General features: G+C 74.3%; 14 protein-coding genes and 2 tRNA genes. 10 read left to right on the forward strand and 6 right to left on the reverse strand.

The features are described 5' to 3' along the window. Positions 1–26: 26 nt before the first annotated feature. Genes bioD through bioB form a run of 4 tightly spaced genes read right to left on the reverse strand, consistent with a single transcriptional unit; the run spans position 27 to position 4,327 of the window. On the reverse strand, positions 27–725 hold the full coding sequence (bioD, locus tag AC1VM9_RS14385; RefSeq protein ID WP_481347029.1) for a dethiobiotin synthase: 699 nt from the start codon (positions 723–725) through the stop codon (positions 27–29). Beyond that, positions 722–1,894 (reverse strand): 8-amino-7-oxononanoate synthase, encoded by a 1,173-nt coding sequence (locus tag AC1VM9_RS14390; RefSeq protein ID WP_483123100.1) that lies wholly within the window; start codon positions 1,892–1,894, stop codon positions 722–724. The genes bioD and AC1VM9_RS14390 overlap by 4 nt, the downstream gene beginning before the upstream one ends. Further along, on the reverse strand, positions 1,891–3,252 hold the full coding sequence (gene bioA / locus AC1VM9_RS14395; protein WP_483123101.1) for an adenosylmethionine--8-amino-7-oxononanoate transaminase: 1,362 nt from the start codon (positions 3,250–3,252) through the stop codon (positions 1,891–1,893). The genes AC1VM9_RS14390 and bioA overlap by 4 nt, the downstream gene beginning before the upstream one ends. Continuing rightward, positions 3,245–4,327, reverse strand: a complete 1,083-nt coding sequence (bioB, locus tag AC1VM9_RS14400) for a biotin synthase BioB (RefSeq protein WP_483123102.1) — start codon at positions 4,325–4,327, stop codon at positions 3,245–3,247. Before bioB ends, bioA begins: the two co-directional genes overlap by 8 nt. 147 nt (positions 4,328–4,474) lie before the next feature. Between bioB and AC1VM9_RS14405 the strand changes: the two genes are divergently transcribed. After that, on the forward strand, positions 4,475–5,029 hold the full coding sequence (locus AC1VM9_RS14405; protein WP_481343890.1) for a TetR/AcrR family transcriptional regulator C-terminal domain-containing protein: 555 nt from the start codon (positions 4,475–4,477) through the stop codon (positions 5,027–5,029). Positions 5,030–5,189: 160 nt separating this feature from the next. Further along, complete coding sequence (locus AC1VM9_RS14410) at positions 5,190–5,672, forward strand: VOC family protein (RefSeq protein WP_483123103.1); 483 nt, start codon at positions 5,190–5,192, stop codon at positions 5,670–5,672. Here AC1VM9_RS14410 and AC1VM9_RS14415 read toward each other — a convergent pair. Next, positions 5,558–6,514: a 3-methyladenine DNA glycosylase gene (locus AC1VM9_RS14415; RefSeq protein ID WP_483123104.1), complete on the reverse strand. Its 957-nt coding sequence runs from the start codon at positions 6,512–6,514 to the stop codon at positions 5,558–5,560. The two genes, AC1VM9_RS14410 and AC1VM9_RS14415, sit on opposite strands and share 115 nt — an antisense overlap. Before the next feature lie 123 nt (positions 6,515–6,637). Here AC1VM9_RS14415 and AC1VM9_RS14420 point away from each other — a divergent pair, with 123 nt between their 5' ends. From AC1VM9_RS14420 to AC1VM9_RS14455, 8 genes are all read left to right on the forward strand, one after another. Further along, positions 6,638–8,104, forward strand: coding sequence for a hypothetical protein (locus tag AC1VM9_RS14420; RefSeq protein WP_483123105.1), 1,467 nt, complete (start codon positions 6,638–6,640; stop codon positions 8,102–8,104). Positions 8,105–8,143: 39 nt separating this feature from the next. Continuing rightward, positions 8,144–9,679, forward strand: a complete 1,536-nt coding sequence (locus AC1VM9_RS14425; RefSeq protein WP_481342643.1) for a phospholipase D family protein — start codon at positions 8,144–8,146, stop codon at positions 9,677–9,679. Positions 9,680–9,761: 82 nt separating this feature from the next. Then, positions 9,762–10,541 carry a fumarylacetoacetate hydrolase family protein gene (locus AC1VM9_RS14430; protein WP_481342644.1) on the forward strand — a complete coding sequence of 260 codons (780 nt, stop codon included), beginning with the start codon at positions 9,762–9,764 and terminating at the stop codon, positions 10,539–10,541. Between the two features lie 88 nt (positions 10,542–10,629). Continuing rightward, a complete protein-coding gene (gene gltX / locus AC1VM9_RS14435) occupies positions 10,630–12,279 on the forward strand; it encodes a glutamate--tRNA ligase (protein ID WP_483123106.1) in 1,650 nt (549 codons plus the stop codon). Positions 12,280–12,286: 7 nt separating this feature from the next. Further along, positions 12,287–12,940, forward strand: a complete 654-nt coding sequence (locus tag AC1VM9_RS14440; protein ID WP_483123107.1) for a GNAT family N-acetyltransferase — start codon at positions 12,287–12,289, stop codon at positions 12,938–12,940. Beyond that, positions 12,937–13,731 carry an HAD family hydrolase gene (locus AC1VM9_RS14445; RefSeq protein ID WP_483123108.1) on the forward strand — a complete coding sequence of 265 codons (795 nt, stop codon included), beginning with the start codon at positions 12,937–12,939 and terminating at the stop codon, positions 13,729–13,731. The genes AC1VM9_RS14440 and AC1VM9_RS14445 overlap by 4 nt, the downstream gene beginning before the upstream one ends. Before the next feature lie 60 nt (positions 13,732–13,791). Next, positions 13,792–13,863, forward strand: a tRNA-Gln gene (locus tag AC1VM9_RS14450). An 86-nt stretch (positions 13,864–13,949) separates the two neighbouring features. Beyond that, positions 13,950–14,022, forward strand: a tRNA-Glu gene (locus tag AC1VM9_RS14455). 96 nt (positions 14,023–14,118) lie between these two features. On the opposite strand, the gene AC1VM9_RS14460 is transcribed toward AC1VM9_RS14455, so the two are convergent. After that, a complete protein-coding gene (locus AC1VM9_RS14460) occupies positions 14,119–16,347 on the reverse strand; it encodes a bifunctional lysylphosphatidylglycerol flippase/synthetase MprF (protein WP_483123109.1) in 2,229 nt (742 codons plus the stop codon). Positions 16,348–16,439: the final 92 nt, after the last annotated feature.

Below are 16,439 nucleotides of genomic sequence, written 5' to 3' on the forward strand. Positions count from 1 at the left end.
CGCCGCCGCGCCGGCGGTGGGCGCCGTCAGGTCGTCCCGCGCAGCAGGGTGAGCAGTCCGGGGAGCCAGGAGCCGGACCTCGCCCGGAAGGTGTCGGGGGCGAGCGTCGCTGCCCCGGCGGGGACGGCGCCGAGCAGGCCCTCGGGGAGGCCGGCGAGGTGCTCGCGGTTCGTGACCTCGACGACGTCGGGGTCCTCGGGCCAGGCGCCGATGACGACACCCAGCTGACGGATACGCCTGTGCCCCAGCGCCTCCCGAGTCAGCATGGTGTGGTTGAGCGTGCCGAGAGAGCTGCGGACGACGAGCACCACGCCGACGTCCGGCAGGCCGCGCGCGAGGTCCGCGAGGGTCTCGCCCGCGTCGGTGAGCTCGACGAGCAGGCCGCCCGCGCCCTCGACGAGCACGTGGTCGTGCCCGGCTGACAGGCGACGCACCGCGTCGACGTGGTCGGCGAACGCCGGCAGGGCCGCCCCCTCGAGCGCGGCCGCGGCCCGGGGCGCCATCGGCGCAGGCAGCCGGACCCCCTCGAAGCCCGGAACGCCGGACAGGCGCTCGACCTCCGCGACGTCGCCCGACTCACCGGGTGCGACGCCGGTCTGCGTCGGCTTGAAGACCGTGACGCGTCGGCCGGCGCCAGCCAGCACGGCCGCCACGGCTGCGGTCGCGACGGTCTTGCCCACCTCGGTGTCGGTGCCGGTCACGACGATGACCGCCGGCAGCGTCACGGCTGCCCCGCCGGGGCGGTCGGTACCGCGTGCACGGCGGCGACGACGGCGACGAGCTCGGCGGCCTCGGCCACGGTGTCGGCGGGCAGGTCGGCGCGGGCGGTGACCCGCAGCCGCGAGACGCCGTCGGGCACGCTCGGCGGACGGAAGCAGCCGACGAGGATGCCCTGGGCCCGAAGCTCGAGGGCAGCCGCGACCGCGGCGTCGGGCGAGGGCATCGCCAGGGACTGCACCGCGCCGGCGGCCGGCGTGATGCCGCAGCGGCCCGCGATCGTGCGGGCGTTCTCGCGCACCCGCGCCGCGAGCCCCGGCTCGTCGGTGACGATCTCCGCGGCGGCGAGCGCGGCCCCGGCCGCGGCCGGGGCCAGGCCGGTGTCGAAGATGAAGGGCCGCGCGGTGTTGACCAGGTGCTCCCGCAGGGCGACCGGGCCGAGCACCGCACCGCCCTGGGAGCCGAGCGCCTTGGACAGGGTCAGCGTCACGACGAGGTGGTCGGCCCCGGCCATCCCGAGCGCCGCGACGAGGCCGCGCCCCCCGCCCGCGACGCCGATGCCATGGGCCTCGTCGACGACGAGGAGGGCGTCGTGGCGGCGGCACACGGCATGCAGGTCGGGCAGGGCAGCGGCGTCGCCCAGTACCGAGTACACCGACTCCACCGCGACGACGACGCGCCGGCCGGCGCGCTCGTCCAGTCGGGCGTCGAGGTCGGCGGGGTCGTTGTGCGCGAAGGTCGTGTAGGGGACGCGGGCCATGCGGGCGGCATCGTGCAGCGACGCGTGGGCGTGGGCGTCGAGCAGGATCTCGGCGCCGCGTCCGGACAGCGCGGTCAGGGCGCCGAGGTTGGCGGCGTACCCGGTCGAGAAGACGAGGGCGCTCCGCTGCCCGGTGAGGCGGCAGAGCGCACCCTCCAGCTCGCGGTGCACCGGCAGGGTGCCGGTGACGAGCCGGCTGGCGGTGGCCGACGCGCCGTACCGGTCGATGGCCTCGTGGGCGGCGGCCACCACGCGGTCGTCCCGCGAGAGGCCGAGGTAGTCGTTGGAGGCGAGGTCGAGCGGCTCGGGCTCGGCAGGGTGCCGCCCGCCGACGCGAAGCACGGGGTCGAACCGGACCGTCCCGCGCTCCTCGCGCCCGCGTGCGCGCTCGTGCAGCCACGCGTCCCAGGCGCTCATCCGTGCACCTGCGCGACGGCGCCGACGACGGCCCGCGTGATGGTGTCGACGTCCTCGTCCGAGCACACGTAGGGAGGCATCGTGTAGACGAGATCGCGGAACGGGCGCACCCAGGCCCCACGCTCGAGCGCGGCACGGGTCACCGCGGGCACGTCGACCGGCTCGTCGAGCTGGACGACGCCGACCGCCCCGAGCGTGCGCACGTCGCGGACCGAGGCCAGGCCCGACGCCGGGTCCAGCCCCTCGGCCAGGCGACGCTCGATGCGCGGTACGGCGCGGTGCCACGTGTCCTCGACGAGGTCGAGGGAGGCGGCGGCCACGGCGCACGCCAGGGGGTTGGCCATGAAGGTCGGTCCGTGCAGCAGGGCCCGGAACTGCGACCGGGTGATCGTGGCGCCGACCGCTTCGGTCATGAGGACGGCCGCGAGGGTGAGGTAGCCGCCGGTGAGGGCCTTGCCGACGCAGACGACGTCCGGTGCGACACCCGCCCACTCCGAGGCGAACAGCCGCCCGGTGCGGCCGAATCCGGTCGCGATCTCGTCGGCGACGAGCAGCAGGTCGTGCTCGTCGGCCACCTCGCGCAGGATGCGCAGGCACCGTGGGTCGTACACGTGCATGCCCCCGGCTCCCTGCAGGACCGGCTCGACGACGACGGCAGCCAGCTCGTCGGCGTGGCGCCGGCCCAGGTCGCGCAGCCGTGCCGCCCAGGCCTCGAGGGCGGCCGAATCGGTCTGCCACGCGTCGGCGACCGGGTCGTGGCGGGCCGCAGGTGGGCGCGGGGCGAAGACGTGCCGGGCGAGGACGCCGGGAAAGGCCGAGTGCATGCCGTCGACGGGGTCGCAGACGCTCATCGCCGCGAAGGTGTCGCCGTGGTAGCCGCCGCGGACCGTGAGGAACCGCTGTCGGCCCGGCCGGCCCGACCCGGCCTGGTACTGCAGCGACAGCTTGAGGGCCACCTCGACCGACACCGAGCCGGAGTCGGCGAAGAACACGTGCGCCATGGGGCCCGGCGCCAGGGCGGTCAGCCGCTCGGCCAGCGTCACCGCCGGCTCGTGGGTCAGGCCGCCGAACATGACATGGCTGAACCGGTCCACCTGTGCGTGCGCCGCCGCGTCGAGGGCGGGGTGGCGGTACCCGTGCACCGCGCACCACCACGACGCCATGCCGTCGACGGCCTCGAACCGGGTGCCGTCGGGCGCGGTGAGGTCGAGCCGCACGCCGTGGGCTGCGGTCACGGCGTAGGGCGGGGCCCCGTCGAGAGGCGCGTACGGATGCCAGACGAGCCCCCGGTCGCGCCCGACGACGCTCGTGTCCGCCGAGCTGGGCCCGTGTGCGAGCACGTCGGCGGCCTCACGCATTGGGGCTGGCGGCCGTGCCGGCGCCGCGACGCCGCTTGGCCGGGTCGTGTGACGGCGTGGTTGCCGGGCCCGGAGCGCCCTGCCCCGCAGCGGGTTCCGCACCGAGGACGACGAAGCCGTTGTCGCGGATCAGCTCCAGGTCTGCCTCGGCCGCCTGTCCCTCCGAGGTGAGGTAGTCGCCGAGGAAGATGGAGTTCGCGACGTGCAGGGCGAGGGCCTGGAGGGAGCGCAGGTGCATCTCGCGACCACCCGCGACGCGGACCTCGCGGTCGGGGCACACGAAACGGGCGGCGGCGAGGATGCGGACGCAGCGGGCCGGCGTCAGCTCCCACGTTCCCTCGAGCGGGGTCCCGTCGAAGGGCATGAGGAAGTTGACGGGGATCGAGTCCGAGCCGAGGTCGCGCAGCGCGAGCAGCGCCTCGACGAGCTGCTCGTCGGACTCGCCGAGCCCGGCGATGAGTCCCGAGCACGCCGACAGGCCCGCGGCCTGGGCCCGGCCGACGGTCTCGACGCGGTCGGCGTAGGTGTGGCTCGTGACGATGGAGTCGTGTTGTGACTCGGCCGTGTTGATGTTGTGGTTGTAGGCGTCGACGCCGGCGGCGCGCAGGCGCTCGGCCTGACCGTCCCTGAGCAGGCCGAGGCAGGCGCACACCTCGACGTCGGGGTGCTCGGCCTTGAGGGCCCCGACCATGCCGGCGACGCGGTCGACGTCGCGGTCGGTCGGGCCGCGCCCGCTGCTGACCATGCAGACGCGCGTCGCGCCGCCCCGGAGGCCGGCGCGGGCCTGCTCGATCGCCTCGTCGCTCTTCAGCCACGTGTAGCGCAGGATGTCGGCCGTCGAGCCGAGTCGCTGCGAGCAGTAGTGGCAGTCCTCGGGGCACAGCCCGGACTTGAGGTTGACGAGGTAGTTGACCTTCACCGTGTTGCCGAAGTGCTTGCGGCGCAGGCGGGCCGCGGCCGCGACGACGTCGAGGAGCTCCTCGTCGCTCGACCGCAGGACGTCGAGGGCGTCCTCGGCGGTGGCCGGGGCGCCGGACAGGACGGCGTCGGCCAGGTCGTCGAATCGGCGGGTCATGCGGGCTCCTTGCGCTCGGCACTGAACGGTGTTCAACTTGAACGGCGTTCAGTATGCCGAGTCGCTACGCTCGGGTGTCAACGCGGTGGACGCGCGACCCAGGTCACGCGGCGCGTCCGTCGGTGAGCAGCAGGGGAGGGGGCGGACGTGGCGCTGAGCCGGGACCAGGTCGTATCGACCGCCGTCGACATCCTGCGGCGGTACGGCCTGGCCGACCTCACGATGCGGCGCCTCGCGCGCGAGCTCGACGTGCAGCCCGGTGCCCTGTACTGGCACGTCGCGAACAAGCAGGAGCTGCTCGTCGAGGTCGCGGGGCGGCTGCTCGCGGCCATCCCCGAGCCCGACCCGCAGCGACCGCCGCAGGAGGCGCTCGCCGCGCACGCGCACGCCCTGCGCGAGGCGGTGCGGCACGTGCCCGACGGTGCCGACGTCGTGGCGCTGGCGCACGCGGTCGACCCGCGATCGCTGCGTCCCGTCGAGGACCTCGTGCGGCTCGTCGGTCGCGCGGGGGTGTCACGCCGCGACCGCGAGGCCGTCGCCGAGGTCGTGCTGCACCACGTCCTCGGGTCGGTGACCACCGAGCACAACCAGCGCATCGCCCTCGACCTCGACCCCGACTTCCGGGCACGCGACGCCGCGGCCGTCGCCAAGGCCTTCGAGGTCGGCCTCGAGGTCGTCCTCGCCGGCCTGCGCCACGGCTGACCGGTGCTGGTGCCGGACGGCCCAGGCCCCGTCCGGCACCAACCCCCTGTCGGGAGAGCGTCGTCGGCGCGCGTGCCTGAACCTTCGCCGACACTCTTCAGAGCAACGACGGGCCCGCCTGATACGCCGGCGGGTCGGGAGTCGGGTTCACACTGGGGGAATGGCCCTACGGACGCGCTCCCACTGGTTCGGCGTCGTCCTCGACGCCCCCGACGCGTCGGGGCTGGCGCACTTCTACCAGCGACTGCTCGGGTGGACCCTCTTCACGGACACGCCGGGCTGGGCGACGCTCGCGCCGTCGGCGGACCGGGGGTACAACCTGTCCTTCCAGCAGGAGCCGAACTACGTGCGGCCGGTGTGGCCCAGCGAGCCGGGCCGACCGCTCATGATGCTGCACCTCGATCTCGAGGTCGACGACCTCGACGAGGCCGTCGCGTACGCCGTCGAGGTCGGCGCACAGCTCGCGGAGCACCAGCCGCAGGAGGACGTCCGGGTCATGCTCGACCCGGCCGGGCACCCGTTCTGTCTCTACGTCGACGACGACGAGGGTGCCGACGGCTCGGAGGGCATCGAGGGCACCGAGGGCTCGGAGGGCTCGGAGCGCTCGGAGGGCTCGGAGGGCTCGGAGGGTCGGAGGACCTGATCGAGGGCCGCGACGAGGCGGCCGCGCAGCGCCTGCCCGCGCCCGGCGAAACCACGCTGCTCCGCGACGTACCGCGCCCTGCCCTCGGCGGTCTCGATGGGCACGGGCTCGTAGCCGAGCTCGCGCAGGTCGTAGGGGGCGGCGCGCATGTCGAGCGAACGGATGTCCCGGGCCAGCTCGAAGCAGTCGGCGACGAGGTCGGCCGGCACGACGGGAACGAGCTTGTGGGCCCATTTGTAGAGGTCCATGCCGGCGTGCAGGCAGGCCGGCTGCTCGAGGTCGACCTGAGCGGCCCGCGTCGGTCGCAGGGCGTTGCGCGGCGCCGCGTCCGGGGTGAAGAAGCGGTAGGCGTCGAAGTGCGAGCAGGCCACCTGGTGGGTGTCGACGACGGCGTCGGTCCCCTCGCGTCCGAGCCGGAGCGGCCACGCCGAGTGGCGCACGTCCGAGGGGTCGAGCCGGTACACCATGGCCCACTCGTGCAGCCCGAAGCAGCCGAAGCGGCCGGGTCGTGCCGCGGTGCGCACGAGCAGCTCGCGCACGAACCGCACCGTGTCGCCGCGCCGTTCGAGGAAGGCCTCGACGTCGACCGACACGGTGGGGCCACCGAGGCGGTAGAAGCGCCAGTCCCTCTGCGGCGCAGGTCCGTCCAACGCGATCCCGGGACCGGGGTGCCAGCGCCGCAGCTGCGACGGCGTGAAGGAGTAGTACGTGAACAGGAAGTCCTCCACCGGGTGGGGGCGGCCGTCGAGGCGCCGCGCGCGGTGACCCGCGGTCGCCGCGTCGACCCGGGCCTCGTGGGCCCGGGTCCGCTCGCGCCACTCGGGCTCGGTCATCACGTGCACGCGACGAGGGTAGGTGATCGGTGCGGTGGTCCGCCGCGCGCGAGCCGCGCCCGAGCGGCCCACGAGCGGCCCACGAGCGGTCCACGAGCGGTCCACGAGCTGTTCGGCGGGCAGGATGGGCCCATGGGACCCGACGTCGAGCTGCCCACGCACCTGCTGCACCGCCTCACGTCCTACTCGCCCGACCGGGAGTGGACCGAGGTGCCGCCCGACGACCGCCTCGTCCAGGACCTCGTGCCGAACGACCTCGCCCACCGCCCGCGCTGGTACAAGCACTACGACGACGACCTGACGCGGACGTTGCTGCCTCCGGACCTGCCCGCCACGACCGCCCCGGCGACCACGGTCCTCGCGGGCACGGCCCAGGTGCCCGTGGCCCGACTCGACCTCGCCGCCCTCGCCCGTCTGCTCTACCTGTCCTCGGGCGTCACTCGTCGCACGCGGCGGCACGGCGGGCTCCTGCTCTTCCGTGCCGCGGGCTCGGCGGGGGCCCGGTTCCCGCTCGAGCTCTACGTCGCGGTGCCGCGCGGTGGCGAGGCCGCCGCCGACGTGCCTGCCGGACTCCACTGGTACGACCCCGAGGCGCACGCGCTCGTCACGGTGGGGCCGCCGCCGACGGGTGAGGCCCCGACCGTGGTCGTCACCGGCATCCCGTGGCGCACCGGTTGGCGCTACCGTGAGCGCGGGTTCCGGCACGTGTACTGGGACGCCGGGACGATGCTTGCCCAGCTGCTCGCGCTCGCCGACTCCGCGGGCGTCCCGGCCCGCCTCTTCACGACGTTCGCCGACGCCGAGGTGGCCGCCCTCGTCGGAGCCGACCGTGTGCACGAGCTGCCCGTGGCCCTCGTGGCGCTCGGCCCCGGTGCCCCTGCCGTGCACCCGACCGGTGACCCGATGCCGGGTCGGCACGACGCCGACGGCCTCGAGTTCCCCCTCGTCACGGCGGCGCAGCGAGCGGGGGAGCGGGACGCTCTCGGGGCCGAGCTCGGCAGGGGTGCCCCGGTCCACCTGACCACGCGCGCGCAGGCCGGCCCGAGCACCGATGCCGTCGTGGCGAGCAAGGGCTCGATCCGCCGGCTGCGTGCCGACCGCTCGCTGCCGCGCGACGTGCTCGTCGACGCCATGGCGGTGGCGCTCCGGGGTGTCGACCTGCCGCACTGGCTCGGGGTCAGCGCCGTCGACGGCGTGCCCTCGGGCATCGCACGGTGGCCGGACGTCGACCACCCCGTCCGGGCCCTGGACGAGGAGACCGTCCGGGCCGAGCTCTACGGGGTGGCCCTCGAGCAGGGGCTGGCCCACGACGCGTCGTTCGTCGCCATGAGCGGCGTCGACCTCGCGGACCTCGACGACCACGGCTACCGCGACGCCCAGCTGCTCGCAGGTCTCGCGGAGGGCAGGCTGCACCTCATGGCCTACGCCCTGGGCGCGGCCGCGTCGGGTATGACGTTCCGCGACTCCGACCTCGCGGCGCTGCTCGGTGCGGACGTCGCGGGGCTGCTCTGGACGTGCGTCGGCGTGCCCGAGTACCGCACCCGGGCCAGCGGACTGCCCGGCTCGCCGGCCGACGTCACCATCGTCTGGCCGCGCTGATCCACCGGCGGAGCCCGCCGTCGGCCTAGGCTCGCTCCCGTGGCCGTCGCCGACTGGTACCTCAGCGCCGAGGAGCGCGGCAACCCCTCGACCCTGCTCGACAGGCGCCGTCCCGGCGGGCTCGCCTGGAGCGAGGGCAACCTCGTCACACCTCTCATCCACGGGGCGGCGTACTTCGCGGTTCTTCGCGACCGGGTGTGCCGGATGCGAAGGGGTGACCTGCTGCTCTTCGTCGACTGGCGCGGGGACCCCGACGAGCGCCTGACGGGCGAGCCGGGGAGCGAGGTCGCCGGCGTCTTCGCCGACGCCGCCCGCAGGGGCGTCGACGTCCGCGGCCTCGTCTGGCGGTCCCACTGGGACCGGCTCGCCTTCTCCGCCGAGGAGAACCGTCACCTCGGCGAGGACATCAACGCGGCCGGTGGTGAGTGCTACCTCGACATGCGGGTCCGGCTCGGCGGCTCGCACCACCAGAAGTTCGTGGTGCTGCGGCACCCCGGCCGGCCCGAGTGGGACGTCGCGTTCCTCGGCGGCATCGACCTGTGCCACAGCCGGCGCGACGACGCGAGCCATGCCGGCGACCCGCAGCCCCAGACCATGGCGAAGGTCTACGGCCCCCGGCCCCCGTGGCACGACGTCCAGCTGGCGCTCACCGGTCCCGTCGTCGGTGACGTCGAGACCGTCTTCCGCGAGCGCTGGGAGGACCCCCAGGCGCTGAGCCGCTCGCCGATCCGCTGGGCCTTCGACGGACTGCGCGGTGACCGCCCGCGCCGCCGGCCGCTCCCACCGCAGGAACCGGACCCGGCGCCGACGGGGCCGCACCCGGTCCAGCTGCTGCGCACGTACGGCCACCGCCTGGGCGGCTACCCGTTCGCTCCACGCGGAGAGCGGAGCGTCGCGCGGGCCTATGCGAAGGCGTTCTCGCGGGCCCGGCACCTGATCTACCTCGAGGACCAGTACCTGTGGTCCGCGCAGGTGTGCGGCGTCCTCGTCGACGCCCTCAGGCGGGCGCCCGGTCTTCGTGTCGTCGTGGTCCTGCCGCACCAGCCGGACCAGGACGGCACCCTCGCCCACGCCCCGAACCTCGTGAGCCGGGCCAGGCTGCTCGAGACGCTGCACGCCGCCGCGCCGGGCCGCGTCGCCGCCTACGGGGTCGAGAACAGGCAGGGCACCCCGGTGTACGTCCACGCGAAGGTCTGCGTCGTCGACGACGAGTGGGTGGCGGTCGGTTCGGACAACCTCAACCGGCGGTCATGGACGCACGACTCCGAGCTGTCCGCCGCGGTCGTGCACCCGGAGCTGGCCCGGGGCCTGCGTCAGGAGCTCGCACGCGAGCACCTCGACACCGACGCCGACCTGGCCCTCGAGGACCACTTCGCCGCCTACGCCGACAGCGCCCGAGCCCTCGCGTCCTGGCACCGCGACCCTGCCTCGGCCCCGCGGCCGGCGGGCCGGCTGCGTCCGGTCGACAGCCCGGCGCAGGGGCGGCTGACCCGGTTGTGGGCCGACCCCCTGTACCGCCTCGTCTACGACCCCGACGGCCGACCGCTCGACCTCAGGCTCCGGCGCACCTTCTGAGGCGACGACGGCCGGGACGACCGCGTCGGCTGCCGGACGACCGGGGGACGACCGCGGGCGGCCTCGTCGTAGGCTGAGGCGCGTGCGCATCGCGAGGTACACGACCGGGGACGACCCGGCCTACGGCATCGTCCAGGGCGACCCCGGGCAGGAGGTCCTCACCCCGCTCGCCGGTGACCCGCTCTACGTCGGGCTCCAGCCGAGCGGCCATGACCCGGTCATGCTCGCGGACGTGCGGCTGCTCGCGCCGGTCATCCCGCGGTCGAAGATCGTGGCGATCGGCAAGAACTACGCCGACCACGCCGCGGAGATGGGCGGCGAGGCGCCCGCGGAGCCGATGATGTTCTTCAAGCCGAACACGTCGGTCGTCGGACCGTTCGACCCCGTCGTCCTGCCGAGCGGCAGCAGCGAGGTCTCCTACGAGGGCGAGCTGGCCGTCGTCATCAAGACGATCACCAAGGGCGTCAAGGCGGAGAACGCCGCCGACTGCATCTACGGATACACCATCGCCAACGACGTCACGGCCCGTGACTGGCAGCGCACCGACGGACAGTGGGCGCGCGCCAAGGGGTTCGACACCAGCTGTCCCCTCGGCCCGTGGGTCGAGACCGAGCTCGACCCGGCCGACCTGTCGATCGTCACGACGCTGGACGGCGACGTCAGGCAGGACGGCACGACGGCCGACATGGTCCACGGGATCGGCGCGATCATCGAGCACGCCTCGGCGGCGTTCACCCTGCTGCCCGGCGACGTCATCCTCACCGGCACGCCGGCGGGCGTCGGGCTGGTCGACGCCGGCCAGCAGGTGACCGTGCAGATCGAGGGCATCGGCTCGCTGACGAACACCTTCGTCCGGCGCTGACCGGGCGTCCACGGGGGAGCGGGGGCCCTCCGGGACGGCTCCGGCGGCGTCGGGGCCCCTGTGACGGGCCCACTAGGCTGACCCCACCATGAGCGACACGACCAGCACCCCCGACGCGTCCACCACCCCAGCCTCGTCGGCCACGTCGGCCACCCCCGCGACCTCCGCCCCCGCCGTGGAGGTGCGCCCCTCCACGGACCCGGCGCAGCAGCGCGTGTCGACCTCCGACGGCAGCGGACCGGTGCGCACCCGAGTCGCCCCGAGCCCGACCGGCGACCCGCACGTCGGCACGGCCTACATGTCGCTGTTCAACCTCGCCTTCACCCGCCAGCAGGGCGGCCAGTTCGTCCTGCGGGTCGAGGACACCGACCGCGTCCGCTTCCGCGAGGACTCCGAGGCCCAGCTGTACGACACCCTCGCCTGGCTCGGGCTGCACTGGGACGAGGGGCCCGACGTCGGCGGGCCGTTCGCGCCGTACCGCCAGAGCGAGCGCCTCGAGACCTACCGCCCCTACGTCGACAGGCTCGTCGAGGACGGGCACGCCTACTACTGCTGGTGCTCCAAGGAGCGGCTCGACCAGATGCGCGAGGTCCAGCAGAAGACCAAGCAGCCCACCGGCTACGACCGCCTCTGCGTGGGCAAGACGCGCGAGGAGCGCGCCGAGCTGCCCGGCTTCACCGAGACCCCGGTGGTGCGCATGCTCATCCCCGACGACGTCCCGCTCGTCTTCGACGACGTCATCCGTGGCAAGGTGTCGGCGCCCCGTCCCGACGACCAGGTCATCCTCAAGGCCGACGGCTTCCCGACCTACCACCTGGCCGTCGTCGTCGACGACCACGAGATGGGCATCACGCACGTCGTCCGCGGTGAGGAGTGGATCTCCTCGACGCCCAAGCACGTCCTGCTCTACCGGTGGCTCGGCCTCGAGCCGCCGGCCTTCGCGCACATGCCGCTGCTGCGCAACACGGACAAGTCGAAGATCTCCAAGCGCAAGAACCCCGCGGCGCGTCTCACGTGGTTCCGCGAGCAGGGCTACCTGCCCGAGGCGCTCGTGAACTTCCTTGCGCTGCTTGCCTACCCGCCGCAGCAGGACGCCGACGGCAACGACCTTGAGGTCTTCACCTTCGACGACTTCAGCCGGACCTTCGACTGGGCCAAGGTCAACCCCATCGGGCCCATCTTCGACCTCAAGAAGCTCGAGTGGCTCAACGGTGTCTACATCCGGCAGCTGGACACCGGTGACTTCGCCTCGCGGCTGCTGCCCTACCTCGTGGAGGCCGGCATCCTCGGCGAGACGCAGTCCCTCGGGGAGCTGGGCCGCCTCAAGGCTGTGGCCGCGCTGATCCAGCCGCGGATGGCGCTGCTCACCGAGGCGCCGGCCCTCGTCGCTCCCTTCTTCGTCGCGGACGACCAGCTCGAGGTCGCCGAGGACGCCCGGGCCCAGCTCAAGGACGACGCGCCCCAGGTGCTCGACGCCGCCCTGCGGGTGCTCGGTGACATCGACGACCACGGCCCCGGCGTCCTCGGGACCGACAGCGCGTGGAGCGCCGCCGTGATCGAGGCCGCCCTGCGCGAGGCGATCGTGGACGGTCTCGGCATCAAGCCGCGGTTCGCCTTCGGCCCGCTGCGCACCGCGGTGTCGGGCCAGCGCATCTCGCCGCCGTTGTTCGAGTCGATGGAGATCCTCGGCAAGACCTCGACCCTGGGCCGCCTCCGGGCGCTGCGCGACGCGCTCTGAGGGCCCGGTGCTCGAGCGCATCTGGCCGCTGCACGGCATCCGTCTCGGCACGGCCGACCTCGACCTGCGGGTCATGACCGAGGCCGACCTGCCCGAGGTCTGCGCCGTCCTGCCGCCGGACCTCGAGCTCAACCCGCACGCGACCACGTACGCCGGCCTCGACCTGCCCGCCAACCGCCGGGCCGTCGTCGCCCAGGGGTACTGGCGTGCCTTCGGCATGTGGTCGCCGGACGACTGGGCGCTGCCCTTCGTCGTCCGCCGCGGGGACCGCATCATCGGCGGGCAGTGGCTCGAGGGGCCCGACTACCGGGCCGACCGCACCGTCGACTCCTCGTCGTGGCTCGTGCGCGAGGCCCGCGGCTGCGGCTTCGGGCGGCAGATGCGGGGCGCGGTCCTCGAGCTGGCCTTCACCTTCCTCGGCGCCCGGGCCGCGATCTCGTCGGCGGTCGTCGACAACGCGGCCTCGCTCGGCGTCTCCTACAGCCTCGGCTACCGCGACACCCACACCTCGGTGCTCGAGCACTCGGGGGAGCGGCTCCAGCACGTGCGCCTCGAGCGGGACACGTGGCGTCGCGGCGGTCACGGTGGCGAGGTCACCGTCGAGGGCATCGAGGCGGCCCTGCCGCTCTTCGGCCCGGTCTCGGGACTGGAGGAGGCGTGAGCGGCTCCGACGCGAGCGCACCCCGCGACGACGACGGCGTCATCGAGCCAGTCGCCGCCGTCCTCGAGGGCGCCCGGGCACTCGTGCTCGACGTCGACGACACCATCGTCGACACCCGCGGGGCGATGGTCGTCGCCGGCACCCACGCCGCCCGGGCGCTCTGGCCGGGGCGCGACGGGGACCACGTCGCCATGGCCGAGCGGTACTACGCGGACCCGGAGCGCTGGTTCCCGCGGTACGCCTCCGGGGCGATCGCCTTCGAGGACATGCGCTCTGGTCGGCTCGCGGAGGTGGCACGCGCCTTCCGGGCCGACCTGGCCGACGACGCGCACGGTGTCTTCGAGGACGCGTACGCCCCGGCCTTCCGCGACGCCCAGCGGCTCTTTCCCGACGTGCCCGAGCTGCTGGCCGCCGCCGAGCAGGTCGGGCTCCCCGTGGCCCTGCTGACCAACTCTGCGTCGGCGCCCACGCGGGTCAAGCTCGAGGCCCTTCGGCTCGCGGCGCGGTTCGACGTCGTCGTCACCACCGACACGCTGGGGTTCGGCAAGCCCGACCCGCGCGTGTACCGGGAGGCGTGCCGTCTCGTCGGTGTCGAGCCGGAGGCCGCCGTGTGCATCGGTGACAGCCTCGCCTGGGACGTCATCGGCGCCCGCCGGGCGGGGCTGCGTGCGGTGTGGCTCGACCGGGCCGCGGCCGGCACGTCCGACGACGTCGTGTCGGTGCAGGGGCTCGACGTCGTCGCCCGGGCCCTGCGTGCGACCCGATTTGGGGGTTCGGTGGTCGACCGGTAACATTTCCACTCGGTTCACCACCGCAGAAGGCCGCAAGGCGCGCTCGGGAGTGAAACCCCTTGGGGTATGGTGTAATTGGCAACACTACGGATTCTGGTTCCGTCATTCTAGGTTCGAGTCCTGGTACCCCAGCTCCGGTTCTCTCCCAAGAGAGCCGATTCGGAGAAATCCTCGCCAACCGGTAAGGTTCTCTGTGCCGAGCGATCGGCACCGCTCACGGCCCCGTTGTGTAGCGGCCTAGCACGCCGCCCTCTCAAGGCGGTAGCGCGGGTTCGAATCCCGTCGGGGCTACGTGATGCTCGAAGGAGCGACAGAGACCCCGGTCCACCAGGACCGGGGTCTCCTGCGTCCCGGCCCCGGGTCGGCCGCGCGGGTCGGCCGCGCGGGTCAGTCGCGGCGGGCCCGGATGCCCGCCAGCGCCAGCTGCCGCATCGAGGTCCCGGGCAGGTACGCCGAGGTCAGGGCCAGCCCGATGCGCGGCAGGGCGGCCTCGTCCCGGAAGACGAGATGGAGGGCCTGGCCCCGCGGCGAGAACTTCCGCTTGAAGCTCTCCAGGGAGCGGAACCCGTAGAGCGGCTCGAGGGCCTCGCCGAGCGCGCCGAGGAGCCGGTCGAGGGGTTCGGCCGCTGCGCCGGGACCTGCCGCGCCGGGATCTGCCGCGTCGGTGCCTGCAGCGCCGGTGTGCGCGAGCGGCGCCCCGGACAGCGACACCACCTCGAGGCCGGCCGCCTTGAACGACAGGCAGGCGCTGGCGACGAGGAACTCGGTCACGGGCCTGAACCCGTCCGGCAGGCGTCGCATGACATCGAGCGTCCGGCCGCGGACGACCCCGCCACCGGCGTGCACGGGCAGCCACGACGTGACCCCGTGCACCGTGCCCTCGGCATCGACCGCGAGCCCGACGAGGGCGTGCGGGTCCATCGCCTCGTCGATGCCGCCGAGCGTGAAACCCATCTCGGGCAGGCCCTTGTCGCCGACCCACAGCTCGGAGATCGCGCGCACCTGCGCGAGGACTCCGCGCGGCATGTCGGCGAGGCGCCCCTCCCGGTAGGTGATCCCCTCGCGCGCGGCGCGGTTGAGCGCGGTGCGCACGTCCTGCCAGCGCCGACCCGTGAACTGCAGGGCCGGCAGGTCGATGACGGCCTCCTCCGCGACGGTGAGGTGCCGGTAGCCGTGCGCCGCGCCCCAGGCCCGCACCTCGTCGGTGACCGAGAAGAAGCAGGCCTGTCGGCCGTGGGACTCCTGCTCGTCGACGAACGCGGCGAGAACCCGGGCGCGCGTCCGCGCATCGGCCGCGACGGGGTCACCGAGCGCCACGGCCACGCCGCGGTGCAGCTGGTGAGCCTGGTAGCCGATCACCCCCGGGTGCGCGGGGTCGGGTCGCGGCGCGGGCATGAGGAACCAGGCGTTGTCCGGCCACGTGCCCATCCACGACATCGTCGTGCCGCCGTGGCGCTCGAGCAGCGCGATGGCGGTCTCGCGCCCGTCGCGGGCGCCCGTCCGGTCGGTGAGCCGGCCGCGTCGGCCGGGGGCCCGGAAGGCCGAGCGTCCGGCGAGGAGGACCCACAGCTGCAGCGACCACAGGAGCACGTCGACGACCACCTGGGGCACGGCCGACACCACCTCGTCACCCGGCCCGAGCCGGTCCGGTGCGAGCACCTCGACGACGAGCACGGCCAGGCCCGCGAGCAGCCCGAGTCCCGCCAGCAACGCCGCGAGGTGCCACACCTGTCGCGACCCCTGCCGCAGGCCGTCGGCCAGCAGGAGTGAGACCCCGGCACCGACGAGCACGCTGAGGACGTCGGCGTCGGTGGTGCTCGCCCCGAGCGGCCCGTCCGAGGGCACGAGGTAGAGCAGGACCCGGACCGCGGCGGCCACGACGAACAGCGTCCAGGCCAGGACGCGCCACTCGTGTCGGGTGAGACGCACGTGGGGGCCCGCTGGGCGCCGACCGACGAGGCCGGGTCCGAGCAGCAGCCCCGTGCCGACCGCGAGCAGGTGCTCGAGATCCCACAGCAGCCCGATGTAGAGGAAGGACAGGACGGCGTAGAGGCACAGCAGGGCCCGCAGCCGACCGCGCCACGGTGGTCGCATCGTCACCGACGCGGCGGCCACCGCGCCGAGCGCGCCCGCGCTGAACCCGGCGTCGAGCACGCCGCCGGTCGTCCGGGCCCACGTCCAGGTCGTGTGCGTCAGCGGCCAGAGGACGACCGACGCGCCGACGACGCCCGCCAGGTGACCGGCCACCGCCGACACCGCCACGGACCGCGTCCCGAGCCTCAGCTCGGACCATCCGAGCAGCAGCAGGGCGCCGCCGGCGACGGGGAGGTACTGCGCAGGGACCAGGGCGAAGAACGCACCGGTCACGGGCGTCCACCACCGGCCCGCCTCGAGCGCCGGAAGACCGTACGCGACGCCCTCGAGCAGCGGCCGGTCCCGCAGCGGCGACCACAGCGTCCCCGTGGCGACGCCGAGCACGAGCATCAGGGCGACGACCGAGAGCGTGAACGGGGCGCGGCGGGCCGGCGCGAGCAGGCGCACGCGTCCGCGGTCCTCGGTGTCCCCGGTGTCCCCGGTGTCCCCGGCGTCCCCGGCGACGCTCTGTGGCTCGGGCACGCGTCCTCCCCGTGTGCGGCCGGTCCGGCTCCCGCCGGGCCCTCAGCCCGGACCCTAGCCCCGGCCGCGGTGCCGGAGGGCAGGATCGCCGA

This window comes from Monashia sp. HAY1-11D (assembly GCF_056868035.1).